Origin of the sequence: Devosia sp. CN2-171 (assembly GCF_049354815.1) — a bacterium.
GTDB lineage: Bacteria > Pseudomonadota > Alphaproteobacteria > Rhizobiales > Devosiaceae > Devosia_A.
In genome coordinates this window covers 93293-112035 of sequence record NZ_CP186479.1, presented here as the reverse complement: position 1 = coordinate 112035, position 18743 = coordinate 93293, and the positions used below count along the sequence as shown (strand labels likewise).

Sequence of the window (18743 nt, the reverse complement as noted above, 5' to 3'; positions counted from 1 at the left end):
TCTCCGCCCCTGCGGCACACCATCCACTTGCCTCGACGCTTGTTTCGGCTATGCCTTGGCGGCCGACAATTGACCGGAGCCAGCATGCCCAAGCGTCTCGAACTCATCATCGAAGCCGTGATCCTCGCTTCGCGCTGGCTGCTGGTCCTGTTCTATCTGGGCCTCGCTCTCGCCCTCGCCGTCTATGCCGCGACGTTCGGCGTCAAGCTCTGGGATTTCATCAGCCACGTCTTCGACATCGAGGAGGCAGACGCCATCCTCAAGATGCTGGGCCTCATCGACGCCGCCCTGGTCGCGAGCCTCGTCGTGATGGTCATCATTTCAGGCTACGAGAACTACGTCTCGCGCTTCGACGACGAGGGTTCCGTGCACTGGCTGGGTGAGATCGACGCGGGCTCGCTCAAGATCAAGGTGGCTTCGACCATCGTCGCCATTTCCTCGATCCACCTGCTGCAGGTCTTCCTCAATGTCGGCACACAGACCGGCGAGCACCTGATGTGGTACACGCTGATCCACCTCGCCTTCGTCGTGTCGGCCCTGTTCCTCGCCTATATCGACCGGGTCTCGGCCCAGACCAAGACCATCGGCAAGGCCGCGAAGGGCGACAAATCAGCAAAATCGTCCGAAAAATCACCGGCCGGCGACACTGTCTCTTCATCCCCCGCGGGGTGAAACTGTCAACAGTTCCAGACATTTGCTGGTATAGACTGAATCAAATTCGCAAATGATCAGGCTTGCGGGAACGTTCGCCGCAGCTCTCGCGTTCTTACGGCTATACGGTACTCAAACAAAGGAGCTTGATCATGGCTGTCCCCGAACGCGATACCGTCTATACGACCGACGACGGCGCTAACCGCACCACGACGACCTATACTCGGGAGTCGAGTGCAACCGGCTGGTTCGTCGGCATCATCGTGGCTTTGGCCCTGCTGGCCATCGGCTACCTCGTCTTCTCGGCGAACTCGGGCCCGTCGACGACTTCGACGACCGTGAATAATACGCCGGCCATCGAGGCGCCCGCTACGACGACTGAGCCTGCCCCGATGACTGAGGCTCCGGCTACCGGTACCGAGACCACCCCGATGGCTCCGGCCACCGACGCGGCTCCGGTTGAGGCCGCCCCCGCCGCTCCGGCTGACGCTGCTCCGGCGACTGAGGCTCCGGCCGTCCCGGCTCAGTAAACCAATTCGGTCTCCGGGTTGAACTAAGTTCACCCTTGGGTCGAAACAATAGCGGACCGCACACGTCCACGCTTCGGTCCTCCCTCCGAAGCAACCTTAGCCCCGGCGCAAAGCCGGGGCTTTTCATTGCGCCAGCGGCGGCGGCTGAATGAAGTTCGTTTCCTTCGGTGATGACAGGACGATCAAGGTCTCCGTCCGCTGCACGCCCGGCACTTCCTTGACCACATTGGCGAAGAACCCCTCGAGGTCGCGGGTGGTCCTGAGCCGCACCTTCATCAGGTAGTTCCACGAACCGGTCACGTGATGTGCCTCGAGCACCTGCGGCTCCCTCGCGATGGCGGAGAGGAACAGCTTCTCGGTCGCCGGGTCGCTCCAGCCCACGAACACGAAAGCCAGGAGGTCGAGGCCCACCTTCTCGGGATCGACCTTGGCGTGGAATCCCGTGACGACCCCCAGCTTCACCAGCCGCTTGATCCGGTCGTTCAGCGTCGAAGGCGCCACGCCCAGGGACTTGCCGAGTTCAGCGACCGGCACGCGGTCATCCTCCTGCAGGAGCTTCAATAGCTGGTGATCGATCTCGTCCAGTCCGCTCGCCATTGGCCCTTCCCAAATCTCGCCGTGCCAACCTATCCGCCGGACGCGGAAAGGCAACCATTGGGCCTGCGCGCACTTGTCATCCTTGCGAGAGAACCGCGCGCTACCTAACTGCGCTAACGACACCAAAAAAGGGAGCGAACCATGTTCAACATCGACGGCATCATCAAGGCTCTGCAGACCGATCCCAATGCCCAGCGCACCGCCATGACCGGTGCCGCCGGCCTCGCCGCAGGCATGCTGCTCTCGGGCGGCGGGTTGGGTAAGATGGTCGGCAACGTCGCCAAGGTCGGCGCCGTAGCCGCCGTGGGCGGCCTCGCCTACTCCGCCTGGCAGACCTACCAGAAGAACCAGCAGGCCGCCGGCGCCCCCTCCGACGGTGCACCTGCCCCGACCCAGGATGCATTCGTGCCGCCGCCGCAGGCGGCCTATCAGCAGGAAGAACTGGGCAAGACCCTCGTCCGCGCCATGATCGCCGCCGCCAAGGCCGACGGCCAGATCGATGCCGAGGAAAAGGAGCGCATCTTCAAGAGGCTCGAGTCGATGCCGCTCTCCTCCGAGGAAAAGGCTTTCGTCTTCGACGAACTCGGCAGCCCGCTCGATATCGACGCCGTCGTCGCGCGCGCCGACACGCCCGAACATGCCTCCGAAATCTACGCCGCCTCGCTCGTCGCCATGAAGCCCGATACGGCCGCGGAACGCGGCTATCTCGACGCGCTGGCCTTCAAGCTGAAGCTTCCGCAGGGGCTGGTCGACGAAATCCACCGCCAAGCCGACGTGACGCCCCCCGCCGTGCCCGCCACCCCTCCGAACGCTGCGGCCAGCTACGTTCCCAACAGCAACGTCTAGAGCGCTTTCAGGAACGTTGCAGACTTTTCTGGTTCGAAAGCGCGACAATACCTCCTGGTTACAGGGCTGTGCGTTCTTGCTTCGGCCGGAATGCACAGCCATTTAGAGCGCACCAAACGAGGTGCGCACATGGAAATCGGTCTCTACTCCTTCGCCGAGAACACGCCTGACCCGCTGAACGGCGGCAAGCTGCAGTCGCCGGCCGAGCGGCTGAGGGACCTGCTCGAGGAGATCAAGCTCGCCGATGAGGTCGGGCTCGATTTCTACGGCCTCGGCGAACATCACCGCCCCGACTTCGTCGCCTCGGCGCCGGTGACCATCCTCGCCGCGGCAGCCGCGATCACCAAGCGCATCCGGCTCTCCACCGCGGTGACCGTGCTCAGCTCGGACGATCCCATCCGCGTCTACCAGCAGTTCTCGACCCTAGACCTGCTCTCGAACGGCCGCGCCGAGATCATGGCCGGCCGCGGCTCGTTCATCGAGAGCTTCCCGCTCTTTGGCTACGAGCTCGACGACTACGACACCCTGTTCGAGGAAAAGCTCGCTGAACTCCTCAAGATCCGCGAAGGCGGCAAGGTCGAGTGGCCCGGCTCCGAGCACACGAGGCCGATCCCCGGCATCTCCATCTATCCCAAACCCATCCAGGACCCGCTGCCGCTCTGGATCGCCGTCGGCGGCACCCCGAACTCGGTTGCCCGGGCAGCCTATTTCGGCCTGCCCCTGATGATCGCCATCATCGGCGGTAATCCCGAGGCCTTCCAGCAGTTCACCCAGCTCTACCGGCTCACGGCGGAGAAGGTCGGGCATGATCTCAAGAAAATGCCGATCGGCATTTCGTCGCACGGCTTCATCGCCGAGAACTCGCAGGACGCCCTCGATATCGCCTTCCCGGCCCACCACGAAGCCATGAGCCGCATCGGGCGCGAGCGCGGCTGGCCGCCCACCACCCGCGCCCAGTTCGAAGCCGGCGCCAGCCCATCCGGCGCATATTTCATGGGGTCCCCGCAGCAGGTCATCGACAAGATCCTGATGCAGCACGAATGGTTCCAGCACGACCGCTTCGGCCTGCAGTTGAGCGTCGGCACGCTCCCACACGACAAAGTCATGAAGGCGATCGAGCTGTTCGGAACTGTGGTGAAGCCGGCAGTGAACAAGGCGCTGGGCGCTTAACGCGGTTCACCGACTGACAGAGACGACCCCCCTCCCGGCCTCCCCCATAGAGGGGGAGGTGAAGAGTCGGGCGTCTGTCTTCGATTGTGCCTTAAGCACCGGCAGGGCACCTCCCCCTTTATGGGGGAGGATGGGAGGGGGCCGTCTGCCTCAGCAACGCACCACCCCTGGGAGTCGACGGGAGTTACTTCCCGCTGCGCTTCAGCGTCTTGATCGGCAACGGCGGCAGGCCGGACTTCTCAGCGATGGCGCGGTCCTGCTCCATGATCGCACCGCGCGCCGCCTCGTCGCCATCGAGACCGCCGAGGAGGCTGGCATCGACCTTGCGGTTTGAGCGCTGGCTGCCGTCCTCGTAGACGACGTCGAAGAACACGAACTCGGTTCTGGCGGTGGGTTTCTTGGCCATTGTCTTCTCCATTCGTCCAGAGGACGACGGTCCGACGGAACGCCGGACGGATGTTGCTGGTTGCTGTTGGGCGATCCGCTAGCGGAAGATCGCGTCGCCCTGCTCGTCGATGATCTGCCGGCCCTTGGCCAGCGAGAAGGTCACCACGTCTTCCTTGGACGAGAAGCGGTCGGCGCGCACAAACTGGTAGGTCTTCAGCTCTTCACCGATGGTCTTCTCGATCGTGCCGGCGAGCTGGTATTCGCTGCCCACCGTCATAGTGATCGCCTTGATCGTGTAGCCCTTGTAGCTCTCTTCGCCGACCACGGCCGGTTCGATCGACTTCGGTGCGCTGCCGCCGCCGAACAGGTTCTTCCAGAACGACATCTCGATCTCCTGCGCAGCCGCCGCCGCGATTTTGAATGCTGTGCCTCTTCAATCGCATCACGGGCTTGCGGGCAATCGGAATGTTTGTCGATTGCCCGCCGCAAATCAGGCGGCTTTGAGCAACCCGAGCTTCCTCATCGTCTCTTCCTCGTCTTCATGGCTGATGAAGAGAATGATCCGCGGCGTCTTGTCGGTCAGTTGCACAAGGTAGCTGACGTCGAACTCCACCGGCTTTTTGAGCGTCTTGAAGGTCACGCCCCAATGGATGGTGACGATGACGTAGTCGTCGCCGAACCAGGTCTCCTTCATCGACAGCGCCTTAGCCGATTGCTGCCCGACGCTGCGGTAGAACTCGGCCGCCTTGCCGGCATTGGCGAGGAACTCGGCCCGCTTCTGCGAGATGATCCCCTTCGGTCCAGCAGCGATGAATTCGTCCGAATAGAGTTCGGCGGTCTTCTGCAATTCCAGCGCGCTGAACGCCTTGCCGTAGTCGGCAAAGAGCTTCTCGATCCGCTTGTCCATTGTCTGTCTCCTCGGAAGGGTCTGCGAGACAAACGACCGCGGCTGCTGGCAGTTCCGACGCGGGTCAGGTCGCGATGTTGTTGACCGGGAGCAACGGCGGCGGCAACGACGTCTCACCCAGCGCCGACCTGAGTTCGATCTCGATGTCCCGGCAGATCTGCGAGATCGGCACGTCGTTGGCGTTGCCCTCGAACGGATTGGCGGAACTCTCGCCCACGAGGTCCAGCGACATGTATACCCAGCCGAGCAGCGCGCTGAACGGGACCGTCAGCCAGATGCCGACAACTCCGAGTACGCCGCCGAGCTTTCCCATCTCGGCAAATACCGGCACCACGCCGAACGGCAACAGCGTGCAGAACACCCACACGAAGATCGCACTGGCGATCGCATACTGGCGCGGATACGGGTTGTTCTTGATGCGGTCGCAGCGCGCCTGCTGATCATGGAAGTCGCGCACCAGCTTGAACAGCTCGGAATAAACCTGCGTCGGCACTGTGCCGGCCTTGAGCAGAGCATTGACCTGAGTGGTCTGCTCGGCCAGCAGCGCAACCGTCGGCTGCGCCGCCGCCAATACTGGCTCCGCATCCGCTCCAAGCAACGCGCGCAGCTCGATGGGCAGCGAACCGTCGTCTTCCTGGATGTGGTAGCGCCGGCGAAATTCCTTGTTGGCCCGCCGCGCCATCGATTCCCACGGCATCGGCCGTCGCAGCGAGAAGCGCAGGGCCGTCAGCCAGGCCAGGTGGCGATAGATCATCGCCCGCGCATTCGTCTCGTCGAGGAAATCGATGCTGAGGCTCGCCCACACCCGGCTGCCGGCCGTGATCTGCGAGAAGGCCTGCAGCGCCTCGCTGTTGCGGGTGAGCACCTGCGAATTCTTGAAGCCGGCGACCAGCGACACCGTCGTGCCCAGCACCAGCACCACCGACCAAGGCACCGAGAACCCGGCGATGCCCGGCAGGCTGTACGCGCCGACCGCCACGAGGCTAACCAGCACCATGTAGATCACGCTGCGGCGCGACCACACTGCGTATTCTACCAGCCGATAGGACCGCCCCACATACATCCCGAGTGACTCACCGCTCCGCCCCGACGACCGTTAGGCCATAGTTCGCCGCTTTTCCGATGGCAACCCTGCCTAGGAGCCCGACTTCAGCAACCGCAGCGACGGATCGCGGACATAGCGCAGGTACGACCGCACTTTGCGAAACCCGCCCTGTTCGGCGAACATCTCCTCGGCCTCCGCGTCCGATAGGAACGGCAGCACTACCGTATCTTGCCCCGGCTGCCAGTTCGCCGGCGTCGCCACCCGATACTTTGCCGAGAGCTGCAGGGCATCGACGACCCGCAGGATCTCATCGAAATTGCGCCCGACATAGGCTGGATACGACAGCACCAACTCCACGCGCTTGGTGGGCGAGATGATGAACACGCTGCGCACCGCCACCGTCGCCCCGGTGCGCCCGAACGTCGTGGAGTCCAGCATGCCGAACAGCATCGACACCTTGCGGTCCTTGTCGGCGATGATCGGGAAATTCACCTCGGTCTGCTGCGTCTCGTTGATATCGGCGATCCAGCGCCCGTGCTCGGCCGTGCCGTCGACACTGAGCCCGATCACCTTCACACCCCGCTTCATCCACTCGGGGCCCAGCTTCGCCGTGGCACCGAGTTCGGTGGTGCAGACCGGCGTGAAATCCGACGGGTGCGAGAACAGCACGCACCAGGACTCGCCGATGAACTCGTGAAAGCGGATCGGCCCCTGGCTGGTCTCGGCGGCAAAGTCCGGAACCTGGTCGCCGATCCGGATGAATCCCTGCTTGTTCAGCTGGTCCCGCGTCCGGGTGAACACCGCATCCGGGCTGTCATAGGCATACTCGAACTGCTGGCCCGTCGCCTGCTCCTTGCTCGGCATGATGCTCTGGTACGCGTGTCCCAGCACTTCTACCGCATGCCGCTTGATCGATCCGGCGAAGGCCAGCGTACCATCGGGCTGCCGCACCAGCGGCAGGTCGAAGCGGAATGAGTTGTCGGCAAGGAACGCCGCTTCGGCTTCGGTGTTCTCACGCCCGAGCAGCTTGTTGCGATGCGGGAAGCGTCCGAAGCGCTGGATGACGGCCACGTGGCGGTGGAAGATTTCGTGGAAGACATTGAGCGGATCCTCAGGCGAAAGCTGCTCCATCGCCTGCGACCACTCTTCCATGCACAGTTGCTGGTCCTCGAGCGACTCCGAGTGGGTCAGGACGAGGCAAAGGAACACCCGCTCGATCGGCCGCAGCTTCTGCGCCACCCCGACCCGCAGCCCACGCTTCACCAGTGACTGGCAGCGATGGTCCGCCGCGTACATCTGCGGCGTGTCGCGATACATGTTGCGCGTGAACTGATCGAGCATGATCACCAGCGCCACGAGCAGCCGCGGATACTCGACATTCAGCGCCCAGAGGTCGTAGTGCCCGCGCGAGGCCAGCGCGACATCCGCCCCGAACCGGTCCCAGATCTCCTTGTCCGTCGCCTCGGCCTTGCCGAACCAGAGGTCGAGACACTCCTCCATCGTCGGCCGCAGCATGTACTCGAGCACATCCTCTGCCTTGGCGATCTCAGTCTCCGCCACCTGCAGCCGGTCCGCCTTGAGCAGCATGCCGAGCTCGCGCTGCAGCGCCTGCATCTCCTCGCCCGACACGGCGTCACGCTCGCCCAGCCCGGCGAGAATGACCTGCAGGCACTGCTCCACCCGATAGCGGATGCCCGGGTTCATGCTGGCAACCTGGTCGCTGGTCTGCCGTTGACGGCGCACGAGCGTCTTCATCAGTGCCATCGCGCTATCGAGATCGGTCTGCGCCGAGGTCATAAACTCGTCGTAGCTGGTGACCCGGCACTCGGTGTCCGCCAGCGCCTTGACCGTGGCCGACCGCGGTCCCGGCTCGATCAGACTCATCTCGCCGAACACCTCGCCCGGCCCCAATGTCCCCACGACCTTCGCCCCGACCCCCTGCCCGATCGCGACTTCCACCCGCCCCGACGAGATCAGAAACGCTGTCTCCCCTTCCTCGCCCTGCGCAAGGATGGTGTCACCGGCACGATAATTGACCGTCTGCATGGAGGACACTTTCTCGGATTGGCTCGGCAATGGCGCAAAGCAAAGGGCCGGGCGATTATCTCGCCCGGCCCTTTGATACTACTTGCCGCCAATCAGTTGTCGAGGAAGCTCCTCAGCTTCCGCGACCGGCTCGGGTGCTTGAGCTTGCGCAGGGCCTTGGCTTCGATCTGGCGGATACGCTCGCGGGTCACGCTGAACTGCTGGCCCACTTCTTCGAGCGTGTGGTCGGTGTTCATGCCGATGCCGAAGCGCATGCGGAGCACGCGTTCCTCGCGCGGCGTCAGCGACGCCAGCACGCGGGTCGTGGTTTCGCGCAGGTTCGACTGGATCGCAGCGTCGATCGGCTGGATCGCGTTCACGTCCGGGATGAAATCGCCGAGGTTCGAATCTTCCTCATCGCCGATCGGCGTCTCGAGGCTGATCGGCTCCTTGGCGATCTTCAGGACCTTACGGACCTTGTCGAGCGGCATCTGCAGCTTTTCGGAGAGCTCCTCCGGCGTCGGCTCGCGGCCGATCTCGTGCAGCATCTGGCGGCTCGTGCGGACGATCTTGTTGATCGTCTCGATCATGTGCACCGGAATACGGATGGTGCGGGCCTGGTCGGCGATCGAACGGGTGATCGCCTGCCGGATCCACCACGTGGCGTAGGTCGAGAACTTGTAGCCGCGGCGGTACTCGAACTTGTCCACGGCCTTCATCAGGCCAATGTTGCCTTCCTGAATGAGATCAAGGAACTGCAGGCCGCGGTTCGTGTACTTCTTGGCGATCGAGATCACGAGGCGGAGGTTGGCTTCCACCATCTCCTTCTTCGCGATCGCGGCCTCGCGCTCGCCCTTCTGCACCTTGTGCACAATGCGGCGATACTCGGCGATATCGAGGCCCGTCTCGGTGGCCAGCGTGGTGATCTCACCGCGAATTTCGTTGATGGTATCGACTTCGCGCTTGGCGAACTCGGTCCAGCCCTTGCCGCCGAGGGTCGAAATCGTGCCGACCCAGTCCTGGTCCAGCTCGCTGCCGTAATGCGCCTTGAGAAAATCCTCGCGCTTCACGCCATAGCTCTCTGCGAGCCGCAGCAGGCGCCCCTCGAAGCGCACGAGGCGCTTGTTGATGTCGTAGAGCTGCTCGACGAGGCTCTCGATACGGCCCTGGTTGAGGCTCAGCGACTTCACGTCGGTGATGACTTCCGAGCGCAGGCCTTCGAGCTTTTTGAGGTCGGACGCGGTCGCCGGAGCGGCACCCGCAAGGCGATCCTCGGCGTGCTGGTCCTGTAGCTTGCGCATCTTGCCGTAAGCCTCGGCGATGCGGTCGAACGTCGCTACCACCTGCGGCTTCAGCTCGGCTTCCATCGCAGAGAGCGACAGCGAATTCTCGAAATCGTCGTCCTCTTCCTCGACCGGGTCCTGCGGTGCCTCGGGCTCCTCTGGGACATAGTCGTCCTCGTCGTCACCGGTGCGGGCGCGAGGGGCCGGCTTGGGCTTCACGGCGGCCCTGGGGTCCTCGCGCTTCTCGGCGGGACGCTCGATTTCAGCCGGCATCACCGGCGCTTCGCGCTTGGCGTCGGGGCCGGCATAGGTGGCCTCGAGGTCGATAATGTCGCGGAGCAGGATTTCGGCATTGGCCAGCTGGTCGCGCCAGATGATGATGGCCTGGAAGGTCAGCGGGCTCTCGCAGAGGCCCTCGATCATCGTCTCGCGACCGGCCTCGATGCGCTTCGCGATGGCGATTTCGCCCTCGCGGCTCAGCAGTTCCACCGAGCCCATTTCGCGCAGGTACATGCGCACCGGGTCATCGGTACGGTCGCTGCCTTCGCGGGTGTTGGACTTGGACGCAACCGCGGTGCCGGTGCGCTCGGCAATCTCGGTCGACTCTTCTTCCGCCGTATCGGGCTCGGCCTCTTCGACCTCGTCCTCGTCGACGACGTTGATGCCCATGTCGGAGAACATCGCCATGATGTCCTCGATCTGCTCGGAGGTCACTTCCTCCGACGGCAGCACGGCATTGAGTTCTTCGTAGGTGACGTAACCGCGCTTCTTGGCGGTCTTGATCAGCTTCTTTACCGCGGCATCGGATAAGTCGAGTAGCGGGCTATCGGGGGTCTCAGGCGTACCGGTTTCCGGCTTCTCAACGTCTTTTGGCTTGGTCTGTGTCGCTGCCTTGGTGGCCATCTAGCTTGCTGCTCCGGGGGCCCGTGTCGGATTGGGCGCCGATAAACTCGTTAAGTGGTCACGGCTTGAAACATCGTAAAGGGAACGGGTGGCGCGACGGTTTCCGATATGCCGTCACTTGTTCGTCATCGGGGTGATTCGCTCATATGCGAAACCGCGCGTACCCGCCGCCTCGTCAAAAGCTGCGTGTCGCGCGTCCTGATAACGAACCAAACCCTTCGATCAATGCCTCTGTGCCATCGACGGTGGTGATCTGGTTCTGGATGTCTCGCAGCCGCTCAAATGTTTCTTCGCTCGGGTCTTCGCCCAGCGCCAATTCGGCTGCCTTCAGGGCCTTATTTAGCTCAACGGATTTCGAATGCAAGGCCAGCGCATGCTTTAGTCCGATCTCGGCATCCGGATCGGCGATCTCCGCCCCGATCTGCCAAACCCCCTGCCGGGCCAGCAGATCCCGCATTTTCTCGATCGCTTCGCCGAACCCGCGGGCCCCCAGCGCACTACTCAAGGCCTCGGCAGAAATCTCGTGATCGCGCGTCACGAGGTCCAGCAGCGTGCCAAGCAGGCTCCGCGAGGTCGGCGAGGAGAACTCGACCGACGCAAGTGATTCGAGCCGGCTGTCAGCCAGCGCCGGATGGTTCACCAGCGTCATCAGGATCGCAGCCTCGCGCGGCGTAGCATCGATCCCCCTGCCCGGCTTCAGGAGCCGCGAGTTCCGCAACGTGTCCGACACGACGACGCGCGGGCTGCCCTTGCTGCCAAGCTGAGGGTTCGGCTTCCGGCCATATTGTCCGACGCCACGACCGCCGCGCTGGTTGTCCCGGTTTTCCCAGCGCTGCTGCCGCACCGGCGCAAAGAACGCCTGCAGCTTCTCGTCGAAGGCCTGCATGTAGTGTCGCTTCACCGACTGGTCGCCGATCGCCGCCGCCCGCGCCCGCAACCGCGCCTCAAGCGCGGCCCGCGCCTCCGGCGTTTCAGGCACGATGCCGCCCGTCTCGATGCTCCAGATCACATCCGACAGCGAGCGCGACCGGTCGATCACGTCGGCGAACGCCCCCCGGCCCTGCGCCTTGATTAGATCGTCCGGGTCCTGGCCCTCGGGCAGCGTCGCGATCTTCACCGTTCGGCCTGCCTGCAGGTGCGGCAGCACGATTTCCGTCGCCCGCGCCGCCGCGCGCTGGCCGGCCGAGTCGCCGTCAAAGCACAGTACCGGCGCCTCGCTCATCCGCCACAATAGCTGCAGGTGTTCCTCGGTCAGCGCCGTCCCCATCGGCGCCACCGTGCCCTCGAACCCCGCCATGACCGCTGCGATCACGTCGAGATAGCCCTCGACCACGATCACCTGCTTGCCGCCCCGCGCCGCCTCGCGCGCCGTCTGGCCATTGTAGAGGTTGAGCCGCTTCTTGAAGAGCTCCGTCTCGGGCGAGTTCAGGTACTTGGCCGGCACATCCGCCGACATCGCGCGCCCGCCGAACGCAATGACCTTGCCGCGAAAGTCGGTGATAGGGAACATCACCCGGTTGCGGAACCGGTCGTAGGGCAGCGGCGATTCCTCGCGCACCACCACCAGCCCGGTGTCCACCATCTCCTGGGCACTGACCCCGTTGACGGCGAGGTGCTCCTTCAATCCGTTGGAACTGTCCGGCGCATAACCGATGCGGAACCGCGTCTGCGCCGCGGCGCTCACCCCGCGTTCGTGGAGGTACCCGCGCGCCCGCGCTCCAATATTGTGGCCCAGCGCCGCCTCGAAATACTGCGTCGCCAGTTCCATCACGTCGTAAAGCGATCGCCGCGCTTCCTGCCGCTTTTCCTCGCGCTCGTCGCGCGCTGGCATCGGCACGCCCGCCATCCCGGCGAGCTTCTCCACAGCCTCGGGAAAGCTCATCCCGGCCTTATCGGTGAGGAACCGGAAATGATCCCCGGACACGCCGCAGCCGAAGCAGTGGTAGATCCCGCGCCGGTCGTCGGCGTGAAAGCTCGGGCTCTTTTCGCCATGGAACGGGCAGCACGCCCACATATCGCCGCGCTGCGGCTGGCTCTTGCGCTTGTCCCAGATGACGTGCTCGCCCACCACCTGCGAAATCGGCAGGCGCTGCCGGATTTCATCGAGGAAACTGTCGGAGAAGCGCATGGGACATACCTAGGTGGCTGCACCGGTAAAGTCACGATCCGGCCGGCTTATCCCCGCTGATTCCGAGCGTGATAGATTAGCGCCACGTTCTCGATGCGAGGTGCCGACGGGGCATCGCGGGGATGGTAGGGGGCCAGGTGCAAGCCGTTGCATCTGGGGTGACTGCGGTTCCTGCATCGCTTCGCGGTGCCGTGCGCCATAAGTCCCTTCGCAATGGGCGGGGCGATAGTCCCACCGACTACTTTGGCCGGTAGACCGGCACAATAGGGACGAAGTCCCGCCCATGCCGCACTCGATGCGGCAAGTCTTGCCAGAGCCCGATGGCGCCCAGCCAGTCGGGTACCTTCTCGTGCCCGCAACCCTTCCGCCTCGCCGCCGTTGCATCTTGGACCTACGGATCGCGGCGATGGATGAAGCGGTACGCACTCGAGCCCAGAGCCTTGACGGCCCCGCACGCTGGTACGCCATCGTGCTGGCGACGCTTCGCTCGTTCTTCTTCGAGCGCGACAACGCCCCGCGCTGCGCCGCCGTCGCTTTCTTCGGCTTCCTGTCGTTCTTCCCGGCCATCGCGACCATCGCGCTCATCTACGGCATCGTCGCCAATCGCCAGATGGTGGCCGACACTATCGAGAGCGTCGGCGACATCGTCCCGCAGATGGCGCAGGGCATCATCGCCGAGCAGTTGACCATGCTCGCCACGCAGCCGCCATTCACCCTCGGCCTGGGGCTCCTGGTCACCGTGCCCTTCGCGCTGTGGAGCGGGTCGCGCGGGGTCGATTCCCTGCTCTACGCCATGTCCCGAATTCGCAACGAAGAGCCGAGGCGCGGCTTCCTGAAATCGCTGCTCTATGCCATCGGCCTCAGTATCGGCGGCGCCATCTTCGTGGTCCTCGCCCTGCTGGCGGTGGCCGGTCTGCCCGCCCTGATCCCATGGCCCTCGGGCGAGGAAGTCCTGGTCCTGGCACTGCGGTGGCCGGTGCTGCTCGCCCTCACCATTCTCGTCCTCGCGGCTCTCTACCGCTGGGGTCCGGATCGCCACCCACGGAAATTCCGCCATATCTGGCCCGGCGCCACCCTCGCATCGCTGCTTTGGCTGCTGGCTGGCGCGATCTTCTCGATCTATGTCGAGAACTGGGGCAACTACGAAACGACCTTCGGCTCGGTCTCCGCCGCGGTCGTGCTGCTGCTCTGGCTCTACAACTCGGCGCAAATCCTCGTTCTCGGTGCTGCCTTCAACACCGAGATCGAGCGCGTCGACACGGTAGTAGCGGTCTAGGCGACCACTCCCACGCCCCGCAGCTGCCAGGCGATATAGAGCTGGAACAGCCCGTACAGCACCATCAGCACGCCGACGATGCTCACCAGCACCAGTGCCGCGGTCAGCGGCATGAACAGCAGCAGCAGCCCGAACACCAGGTAGGCACAGGCGCTCAGGACCTCGGGCCAGAACGTGCCCTTCCGCAGCACCTCGCGGCTGACCACGGTCACGTAGAGCGCCATGGCGCCCACGAGCAGGGACATGATCGCGACAAGGATAACGAGCGTCGAGAGCCCGATCGCTCCGACGATTGCGGGAAACAGCAGCACGATGATGCCGAAGATGATCGCCAGCACGTGCCGCGTGATCGCCACACCGATCCGCGGGCTCGTGCGTCCGCCGAACAGCAGGGCCCATATCCCGAGTGCGCCGTCCACTATGATGATCAGTCCACCCAGCCAGACCAGCGTCGCAAGCGCCGCCGCCGGCCAGAACAGGGCGAAGATACCGCCTGCCAGCATCAGCACGCCGCGAATGCCGGCGAAGATGCTCGGCCATGCCACAGTCGATTCACCAGCCATTTTCAACCTCCAGGAGGAAGTCGGTCTCAGGCGGCCTTGGCTCCGCCTTCACCGGCCGACATGTACATCCGCCATGCGAGCCCGAAGAGCCCGATCGCGAAGAAGATCGCCAGCACGCCCCCCAGCACCACGAACACCCAAGCCGCAGTCACCGGGAAGAACAGCAGTGCAATGCCGAAAATCACATAGGCGGCGCCGGACAGCAGCACCGGCCAAATCCGCGCATACTGCTCGCGCTCGCGGATGATGACCCAGATCTCCATCACGCCCACGAAGATCGACTGGAACGCCACGAGGTAGATGAGGAACGTCGCGGTCAGCAGCGTTGCGATCAGCGGCGAGATCAGGATCAGGACGCCGGTAATGATGGCGAGGATGTTCCGCACCACGTCGAACCAGAAATTACCGGTCTTCGCCCCGCCGAAGGTCAGGCTCCACAGCCCGAGGACGCCGTCGACCAGCAGTAGCGCGCCGCCGAACAGCACCAGCACCACCAGTGCCTGCCCCGGAAAGATCACCGCGTAGATGCCGGCGAGCAGCATCAGCAGCCCCCTCAGCCCTGTGATCCAGGCCCACCGCTTCCGTGTATCGCTGGAAATCGCCATCGGTCCGCCTCCAATGCATTGCCTTGCTTGAGATTATCCGATTTTCCGCGCCGGCCAAGCGCTGACGCTCGACTTGTACAGTTCTGCACCGAAGCTTGCTTCGCGGTGACGTAAGTGGTCTTTCCGGCCCTATTGACTTGAGGATTCCGATGCCGTTCGCAATTTATGCCTTGGCGATTGCCGCCTTTGCCATCGGCTCGGCCGAGTTCGTCATCTCGGGTCTCCTCCCGCTACTCGCAGGCGACCTGTCCGTCTCCATTCCCGTCGCCGGTCTCCTCGTCACCGCCTACGCCGCCGGCGTCGCCATCGGCGGCCCGCTGCTGACCATCCTCACCTCGCGCTATTCGCAGCGCACCGTCCTGATCGGCGTCATGGCGCTGTTCACCGTCGCGCAGGTCCTCTGCGCCATTGCCCCGGACTACGGCCTGCTGCTGGTGGCGCGCCTGCTCTCCTCGATCGCGCATGGGGCCTTCTTCGGCGCCGGCAACATCGTCGTCGCCAACCTCGTGCCGCCGGAACGGCGCGGCCGCGCCTTCTCGTTGTTCATCTCCGGCATCACCATCGCTAACCTGCTCGGCCTGCCCGGCGGCAGCGCCATCGGCCTCAATTTCGGCTGGCGCACCACCTTCCTGACCGTGGCGCTGCTCGGTGCTATCGCCACCGTGGTGTTGATCCTGCGTATCCCCAATACCCGTGCCCCCGGCGAACGCAGCGCCACCCTCCTGGCCCAGGCCCGCGAGCTCCGCCACCAGAAGGTCTGGCTCAGCTATCTCACCATCACCTTCGTCATGGTCGGCACCCTCGCCTTCGGCACCTACCAGGTGCCGATTATGGAAGAGGTCACCGGCATCGCCCCGGGCATCGTGCCGATCTACCTGCTGATCGGCGGCCTCGGTTCCGTCCTCGGTATCTATCTCGGCGGCCGCGGCACCGACTGGAAGCCGATGCCGACGCTGATCACCGTGCTGCTGCTGCAGGCGCTGTTCTTCTTCACCATGCTGTTCGCCATGCATGACCAGGTGTGGATGACGGTGAACCTCCTCATCACGTCGATCCTAGGCTTCGCCTTCTCCACCCCGCTGCAGGCCCGCGTCATCACCGCCGCCCAGGCCGCCCCGAACCTCGCTTCCTCGCTGATCTCCACCGCCTTCAACATCGGCATCGCCGCCGGCGCAGCGACCGGCGCCGCCCTGATCGCCGCTGGTGTCAGCTATGCCGACATCCCGATCGTGGGCGTGATCTCGAGCCTCCTCGCCGCCGGCACGGCGACCATTTCCTGGCTGTTGGAGCGAAGCGAACAGGCCTCGGCGACGACACAGGCATAGCCCGCCGATTCCTTAACCATCGGCGCCACCAATTCCCCCCCACTGGTATGCTTTCGGTATGATGGATCCACGAATCCATCCCCGGACAGACCCCACCCGTGCTCGACCAGACTTCCCTGCTCATCGCCATCGGTTTTTCGGCGACAGCCCTGATGTTGACGCTCGTCATCACCTGGCTGGGCAGCACGCGGGATCGCTACCTGCTGAGCTGGGGGCTTGGGCTGGGCTTCGTCGCTCCCTCGTCGCTGCTCTACGGCTGGTTCGAGACCTACGACCTGTTGGTGCAGTTCTCCGCCTTCACGCTTCTGCTGGCCGGATTTGCCTTCATCTATGTCGGGTGCGCCCAGTTCTCCTCCGGCCGCACCCCCTGGCGCGTGGCGCTGGCCGGCTGGGCTGTAACCACTCTCACGATGGGTAGCCTGTTCGCCGTCGGGCTGTCCGGAGTAGCGACCATCGTCCTGAACATCGGCGCTGCCGTCTTCTTCATGGCCGCCGGCCGCGAACACTGGATCGCCCGTGCGAGCACGCCGCTGGCGATGCTGGCCAAGTCCGCGCTCTATGGCACGACCTCGGTGACATTTACCCTCTGCGCGCTCGTCCTCGCTATGAACGGCCAGTGGGTCCTGACGGCGCGCCCTCAGAACTGGGCCGAGGACCTCAACTCCATCGCCCTGCTCGCGGCGCTCGCCGCCGCCGGCGCCGTGACCATGGCGCTGCACCAGTTCCGGATCACCGAGACCCATCGCCGCCTGGCGCTCACCGACTCGCTGACCGGCCTGCTCAATCGCCGCGCCCTTTTCAACCTGGCCGGCACAGCTCCCCTGGCGCCGGCCACCGGCGTCATCATGCTCGATCTCGACGACTTCAAGGCCATCAACGACCGCTTCGGCCACGCGGTCGGCGACGAGGTGCTGATCCGCTTCGCCGCCATCCTGTCGCGCGCCCTCGGGCCCGACGACTTCGCCGCCCGCATCGGCGGCGAGGAGTTCTGCCTGCTGCTCAGGAACACCGACAGCATCCTGGCGCACGCCATCGCCGACGGCATCCGCCGCGAGCTCGAAGCCACCGACTCCCTGCCCGACGGCTACGGTCCGCCGACCGTCAGCGCCGGCCTCGCACTGACCTCGGGCCAGGCCAGAACCTTCGACGAACTCCTGCGTGCCGCCGACGAATTGCTCTACCGAGCCAAGGACGCCGGCCGCAACCGCGTCCTCGGCCCCGAGCCGCGGTTGGTTGCATAGCCCGTAACAGCCTGACTGAGACATTCAGAGCGCATTCAGCCGCCGGGGAGCATCCCGCCGGCCAACAACGTTTCTGGATGGCCAGCATGGCACTCTTCATTCTCTTCCTTGGCTCGTTCTGCCTTGGCACGGCCGAGTTCATGGCGACCGGTCTTCTCCCGCAGGTCGCGGCCGACCTCGGCATTTCGATCCCCGCCGCCGGCACCATCGTCACGGCCTACGCCCTCGGCGTCGCCTTCGGTGGACCAGTCCTCGCCGTCCTCTTGGGCGGCCTGCCCCGCAAGACCGTGCTGATCGGGCTGATCGCCCTGTTCGCCGCAGCCCAGGTCCTCGCTGCCTTCGCACCGAGCTTCGAACTGTTGCTCGCAGCGCGGGTGCTCGGCGCCGCCTGCCAGGGCGCGTTCCTGGGCATCGCCGGCCTCGTCGCCGTGTCGGTTGCCGGTCCCGGCCGCTCGGGCTTCGCGCTCTCGCTGCTCGTCGCCGGCTTCACGGTCGCGAACATCCTCGGTCTGCCCGGCGGCACCATCATCGGCTCGGCCTTCGGCTGGCGCCTGAGCTTCCTCGCCCTCGGCGCCATTGCCGTCATCGTCGCACTGCTGGTCCTGCTGCTCGTGCCCGCCATCCGCAGCGAGACCGGCCAACAGGCGCCGCTCGCCCGCCAGTTCCGGGCTCTTGCTCATCGCGACGTGATCCTGAGCTACGCCGTCATGGCCCTCGCCAGCATCGGCTTCTTCTCGATCTTCACCTTCATCACGCCCCTGCTGACGACGGTGACGAAGCTCGATGCCACGACCGTGCCAGCCTTGCTGCTCGCCTTCGGCATCGGCTCCACGGCGGGTGCGCTGACCGGCGGCAGGCTCGCCGACTGGCGCCCGACACCCTCGGTGATCGTCATTCTGCTGGGCGAGATCGCGGTGTTCGCGACCATCCTCGTGGCGTCTGACCGGCCCGTGCCCATGATGATCGCGGTGATCGTGCTCGGCTTCTGTGCCTTCGCCTATGCGCCGTCGCTCTTTGTCCGGCTGTTTACGGCCGCCAAGGACGCACCCGATCTTGCTTCGACGCTGATCTCGACCGCGTTCAACATCGGCATCGCGACCGGCTCGACGCTAGGCGCCGTCGCTCTCGCCAACGGCGCCAGCTATCCGTCCCTTGCCTGGATCGGCATCGCCGCCGCCGGCACCGCAATCGTGGCGGTGCTGGCCATGGCGATCAGCCGGGAGGACGAGCCGGAACTGCTCGCCCAGCCGGCCGAATGAAG

Annotated in this window: 18 protein-coding genes and 1 pseudogene; 8 read left to right on the top strand and 11 right to left on the bottom strand. The window is 64.7% G+C overall.

The window, feature by feature from the left end:
- Positions 1–84 precede the first annotated feature (84 nt).
- Together ACOYW5_RS00585 and ACOYW5_RS00580 are read left to right on the top strand one after the other, a co-directional pair.
- Complete coding sequence (locus ACOYW5_RS00585) at positions 85–672, top strand: TIGR00645 family protein (protein ID WP_423067328.1); 588 nt, start codon at positions 85–87, stop codon at positions 670–672.
- A 131-nt stretch (positions 673–803) separates the two neighbouring features.
- Complete coding sequence (locus ACOYW5_RS00580; RefSeq protein ID WP_423067327.1) at positions 804–1181, top strand: hypothetical protein; 378 nt, start codon at positions 804–806, stop codon at positions 1179–1181.
- A gap of 123 nt (positions 1182–1304) precedes the next feature.
- Here ACOYW5_RS00580 and ACOYW5_RS00575 read toward each other — a convergent pair whose 3' ends face one another.
- On the bottom strand, positions 1305–1778 hold the full coding sequence (locus ACOYW5_RS00575; protein WP_423067326.1) for an Lrp/AsnC family transcriptional regulator: 474 nt from the start codon (positions 1776–1778) through the stop codon (positions 1305–1307).
- Positions 1779–1919: 141 nt separating this feature from the next.
- On the opposite strand from ACOYW5_RS00575, the gene ACOYW5_RS00570 reads away from it, so the two are divergent.
- Positions 1920–2624, top strand: a complete 705-nt coding sequence (locus ACOYW5_RS00570) for a tellurite resistance TerB family protein (protein WP_423067325.1) — start codon at positions 1920–1922, stop codon at positions 2622–2624.
- Positions 2625–2753: 129 nt separating this feature from the next.
- A complete protein-coding gene (locus ACOYW5_RS00565) occupies positions 2754–3794 on the top strand; it encodes an LLM class flavin-dependent oxidoreductase (protein WP_423067324.1) in 1041 nt (346 codons plus the stop codon).
- A gap of 184 nt (positions 3795–3978) precedes the next feature.
- Here ACOYW5_RS00565 and ACOYW5_RS00560 read toward each other — a convergent pair whose 3' ends face one another.
- The 8 genes and pseudogenes from ACOYW5_RS00560 to dnaG all read right to left on the bottom strand — a co-directional run bounded on the left by ACOYW5_RS00560 (position 3979) and on the right by dnaG (position 12472).
- Positions 3979–4200 carry a hypothetical protein gene (locus ACOYW5_RS00560; protein ID WP_423067323.1) on the bottom strand — a complete coding sequence of 74 codons (222 nt, stop codon included), beginning with the start codon at positions 4198–4200 and terminating at the stop codon, positions 3979–3981.
- A gap of 78 nt (positions 4201–4278) precedes the next feature.
- On the bottom strand, positions 4279–4566 hold the full coding sequence (locus ACOYW5_RS00555) for an HlyU family transcriptional regulator (RefSeq protein WP_423067322.1): 288 nt from the start codon (positions 4564–4566) through the stop codon (positions 4279–4281).
- Between the two features lie 105 nt (positions 4567–4671).
- On the bottom strand, positions 4672–5088 hold the full coding sequence (locus ACOYW5_RS00550) for a hypothetical protein (RefSeq protein ID WP_423067321.1): 417 nt from the start codon (positions 5086–5088) through the stop codon (positions 4672–4674).
- A 64-nt stretch (positions 5089–5152) separates the two neighbouring features.
- The gene (locus ACOYW5_RS00545; RefSeq protein ID WP_423067320.1) at positions 5153–6112 is read right to left on the bottom strand and encodes a bestrophin family protein; all 960 of its coding nucleotides are present in this window, start codon (positions 6110–6112) and stop codon (positions 5153–5155) included.
- A gap of 111 nt (positions 6113–6223) precedes the next feature.
- Positions 6224–6892: a peroxiredoxin gene (locus tag ACOYW5_RS00540; protein ID WP_423069539.1), complete on the bottom strand. Its 669-nt coding sequence runs from the start codon at positions 6890–6892 to the stop codon at positions 6224–6226.
- A 231-nt stretch (positions 6893–7123) separates the two neighbouring features.
- Positions 7124–8179 (bottom strand): annotated as a pseudogene (locus ACOYW5_RS00535) (DUF924 family protein); the annotation flags it as partial.
- 92 nt (positions 8180–8271) lie between these two features.
- On the bottom strand, positions 8272–10344 hold the full coding sequence (gene rpoD, locus ACOYW5_RS00530) for an RNA polymerase sigma factor RpoD (protein WP_423067319.1): 2073 nt from the start codon (positions 10342–10344) through the stop codon (positions 8272–8274).
- A 175-nt stretch (positions 10345–10519) separates the two neighbouring features.
- Positions 10520–12472, bottom strand: coding sequence for a DNA primase (gene dnaG, locus ACOYW5_RS00525; protein WP_423067318.1), 1953 nt, complete (start codon positions 12470–12472; stop codon positions 10520–10522).
- A gap of 406 nt (positions 12473–12878) precedes the next feature.
- On the opposite strand from dnaG, the gene ACOYW5_RS00520 reads away from it, so the two are divergent.
- Positions 12879–13748, top strand: a complete 870-nt coding sequence (locus tag ACOYW5_RS00520; protein WP_423067317.1) for a YihY/virulence factor BrkB family protein — start codon at positions 12879–12881, stop codon at positions 13746–13748.
- On the opposite strand, the gene ACOYW5_RS00515 is transcribed toward ACOYW5_RS00520, so the two are convergent.
- Both ACOYW5_RS00515 and ACOYW5_RS00510 read right to left on the bottom strand, forming a co-directional pair.
- Entirely contained in the window at positions 13745–14311 is a 567-nt protein-coding gene (locus tag ACOYW5_RS00515) for an HdeD family acid-resistance protein (RefSeq protein ID WP_423067316.1), read from the bottom strand. The genes ACOYW5_RS00520 and ACOYW5_RS00515 overlap by 4 nt on opposite strands.
- Before the next feature lie 26 nt (positions 14312–14337).
- A complete protein-coding gene (locus tag ACOYW5_RS00510; protein ID WP_423067315.1) occupies positions 14338–14916 on the bottom strand; it encodes an HdeD family acid-resistance protein in 579 nt (192 codons plus the stop codon).
- A 149-nt stretch (positions 14917–15065) separates the two neighbouring features.
- Between ACOYW5_RS00510 and ACOYW5_RS00505 the strand changes: the two genes are divergently transcribed.
- From ACOYW5_RS00505 to ACOYW5_RS00495, 3 genes are all read left to right on the top strand, one after another.
- Positions 15066–16241 (top strand): MFS transporter, encoded by a 1176-nt coding sequence (locus ACOYW5_RS00505; protein ID WP_423067314.1) that lies wholly within the window; start codon positions 15066–15068, stop codon positions 16239–16241.
- Between the two features lie 98 nt (positions 16242–16339).
- Positions 16340–17482, top strand: coding sequence for a diguanylate cyclase (locus tag ACOYW5_RS00500; protein WP_423067313.1), 1143 nt, complete (start codon positions 16340–16342; stop codon positions 17480–17482).
- Between the two features lie 86 nt (positions 17483–17568).
- Positions 17569–18741, top strand: a complete 1173-nt coding sequence (locus ACOYW5_RS00495; protein ID WP_423067312.1) for an MFS transporter — start codon at positions 17569–17571, stop codon at positions 18739–18741.
- Positions 18742–18743 lie beyond the last annotated feature (2 nt).

Excerpts from the sequence above, each read along its gene's own strand:
- ACOYW5_RS00580 (WP_423067327.1), top strand. The coding sequence starts at position 804 with ATGGCTGTCCCCGAACGCGATACCGTCTATACGACCGACGACGGCGCT.
- ACOYW5_RS00520 (WP_423067317.1), top strand. The coding sequence starts at position 12,879 with ATGGATGAAGCGGTACGCACTCGAGCCCAGAGCCTTGACGGCCCCGCA.
- ACOYW5_RS00575 (WP_423067326.1), bottom strand. The coding sequence starts at position 1,778 with ATGGCGAGCGGACTGGACGAGATCGATCACCAGCTATTGAAGCTCCTG.
- rpoD (WP_423067319.1), bottom strand. The coding sequence starts at position 10,344 with ATGGCCACCAAGGCAGCGACACAGACCAAGCCAAAAGACGTTGAGAAG.
- ACOYW5_RS00505 (WP_423067314.1), top strand. The coding sequence starts at position 15,066 with ATGCCGTTCGCAATTTATGCCTTGGCGATTGCCGCCTTTGCCATCGGC.
- ACOYW5_RS00510 (WP_423067315.1), bottom strand. The coding sequence starts at position 14,916 with ATGGCGATTTCCAGCGATACACGGAAGCGGTGGGCCTGGATCACAGGG.
- ACOYW5_RS00570 (WP_423067325.1), top strand. The coding sequence starts at position 1,920 with ATGTTCAACATCGACGGCATCATCAAGGCTCTGCAGACCGATCCCAAT.
- ACOYW5_RS00515 (WP_423067316.1), bottom strand. The coding sequence starts at position 14,311 with ATGGCTGGTGAATCGACTGTGGCATGGCCGAGCATCTTCGCCGGCATT.
- ACOYW5_RS00560 (WP_423067323.1), bottom strand. The coding sequence starts at position 4,200 with ATGGCCAAGAAACCCACCGCCAGAACCGAGTTCGTGTTCTTCGACGTC.
- ACOYW5_RS00555 (WP_423067322.1), bottom strand. The coding sequence starts at position 4,566 with ATGTCGTTCTGGAAGAACCTGTTCGGCGGCGGCAGCGCACCGAAGTCG.
- ACOYW5_RS00585 (WP_423067328.1), top strand. The coding sequence starts at position 85 with ATGCCCAAGCGTCTCGAACTCATCATCGAAGCCGTGATCCTCGCTTCG.
- dnaG (WP_423067318.1), bottom strand. The coding sequence starts at position 12,472 with ATGCGCTTCTCCGACAGTTTCCTCGATGAAATCCGGCAGCGCCTGCCG.
- ACOYW5_RS00495 (WP_423067312.1), top strand. The coding sequence starts at position 17,569 with ATGGCACTCTTCATTCTCTTCCTTGGCTCGTTCTGCCTTGGCACGGCC.
- ACOYW5_RS00550 (WP_423067321.1), bottom strand. The coding sequence starts at position 5,088 with ATGGACAAGCGGATCGAGAAGCTCTTTGCCGACTACGGCAAGGCGTTC.
- ACOYW5_RS00565 (WP_423067324.1), top strand. The coding sequence starts at position 2,754 with ATGGAAATCGGTCTCTACTCCTTCGCCGAGAACACGCCTGACCCGCTG.